The 2,036-nt window shown below is 52.3% G+C and carries 2 protein-coding genes; both read left to right on the forward strand.

Annotated elements, in window-relative coordinates:
* Positions 1–102: 102 nt before the first annotated feature.
* On the forward strand, positions 103–1,650 hold the full coding sequence (gene istA, locus ACFPQ4_RS24700) for an IS21 family transposase (protein ID WP_378114621.1): 1,548 nt from the start codon (positions 103–105) through the stop codon (positions 1,648–1,650).
* A 2-nt stretch (positions 1,651–1,652) separates the two neighbouring features.
* Positions 1,653–2,036 (forward strand): ATP-binding protein (locus ACFPQ4_RS24705; RefSeq protein ID WP_378114622.1); only part of this gene is annotated, 384 nt, incomplete at its 3' end.

Below are 2,036 nucleotides of genomic sequence, written 5' to 3' on the forward strand. Positions count from 1 at the left end.
GCCACTATGTTAATCGTGAGAGCCACCCCGCTGAATGCCTCCGTTACAATGGAGGAATGCGTATCCGGAAGCGGACGCAAATTTAAAGCGGGAGGTCACCGAATGACCAAGTATCGAGATATTTTACGGCTGAGCAGCTTGGGGCTCAGTCAGCGAAGTATTGCATCAAGTTGTCAATGCTCGCGAAACACCGTATCCGAGGTATTGAATCGTGCAAGTGAGAAGGAACTGATATGGCCGCTACCTGAGGATGTAGCGGATGCAGATCTACAGTATCTGCTATTCCCTGAAAAAGAGCAGGTCTCTTCACGAAAAATCCCGGATGTGGAATACATCCATCGAGAACTGGCGAAAAGCGGTGTCACGCTTAGTCTGCTTTGGAGCGAGTATTGCGAGATGTGCCGGTTAAATCGCGAAATCCCCCTGAAGTATACGCAATTCTGCAACTACTACCGCAAATACGCCGCGACCACGAAAGCTACCATGCATATCCAGCGCAAGCCCGGCGAGCAAATGGAAGTCGACTGGGCCGGGCAAACGGCAACTCTGGTAGATGCCGAAACAGGCGAACTGCTGCAAGTGTACATTTTCGTCGCCGCGCTGTCCTGCAGCCAATACGCTTATGTGGAGGGCTTTCTGTCTCAGAATCAAGAAAGCTGGATTGCGGCGCATGTCAACGCATTTGCTCATTTCGGCGGCGTTACCAAAATCCTCGTGCCGGACAACCTTAAAACCGGCGTCGAAAAATCCTCCTGGTATTCCCCCGTTATTAACAAGACGTATCAAGAAATGGCGGAGCATTACGGTACAGCCGTCATCCCCGCACGTGTTCGCAAACCCAAGGACAAGCCCGGCGTAGAAGGTACGGTCGGCATCATTTCCACTTGGATTCTGGCTGCTTTGCGCCAGCAAACGTTCTTTACACTGACAGAATTAAACGAGGCCATTGATGAGAAGTTGACGGCGTTCAACAAACGGCCGTTTCAGAAAAGGCCAGGCAGTCGGCTGAGCGCGTTTCTCGACGAGGAGAAACACGCTCTCTTGCCGTTGCCGCCTTCCGCGTACGAGTGCGCCACCTGGAAAGTCGCTACCGTACAGTTTAATTATCACATAGCCGTCGACAAGATGCATTACAGCGTTCCCTATGAATATATCAAGCACAAGGTGGACGTGCGCGTTACTCGCGGCGTAATCGAGGTTTTCTACAACCATCATCGAATCTGCTCGCATCCCCGTCTTTACGGCCGCCCCGGACAATATCACACGCTTGCCGACCACATGCCGGACAAGCACAAGCAGTATGTTCAATGGAACGCCGAGCGCTTCATCGCTTGGGCGGAGAAACTGGGTCCCTACACGACTACGGTTATCCGAGCCCTTCTAACCGGACATCGCGTTGAGCAACAAGGATACAAGGCTTGTATGGGACTACTCAAGCTCGCAGACAGGTATTCGCTTGTTCGGGTTGAATCTGCCTGTGCGAAGGCACTTAGCTATACGCCGAGCCCCAGCTTTAAGCATGTCAGCACCATTCTAAAATCCGGCCAGGACATGGTGGTGGCGGAGCAAGCGGCAGATATCGGGTCCAGCTCTCGCCCATCGAATCCGCATGGCTTCACGCGTGGCGCAAGTTATTACGGGAGGAACTAATCATGGTCAACGAGACGACAATCAGCAAACTCATTAGCATGAAGCTTAGCGTAATGGCAGAGCACTTCCGGGAGCAGATACAGACGCCTTCGTTTGGCTCCTTGTCCTTTGAAGAACGACTTGGACTTCTCGTCGATGCGGAGTGGATCCGGCGGAAGAACAATCATCTGGACAAGCTCATCAAGAAGGCGACCTTTCGTTATCCGAACGCCTGCGTTGAAGATATCGAATACCATGCAGACCGGAGACTGGATCAAGCTCAAATCCTACGATTATCAACCGGCAATTTCGTTCACGAGAAGCATAATGTCATTATTATGGGCGCATCCGGCGCAGGGAAAACCTATATCGGCTGCGCGCTAGGGATCTCCGCTTGTCGGCAGTTC

This window comes from Cohnella yongneupensis, from assembly GCF_042655785.1.
In the GTDB taxonomy this organism is placed as follows: domain Bacteria; phylum Bacillota; class Bacilli; order Paenibacillales; family Paenibacillaceae; genus Cohnella; species Cohnella yongneupensis.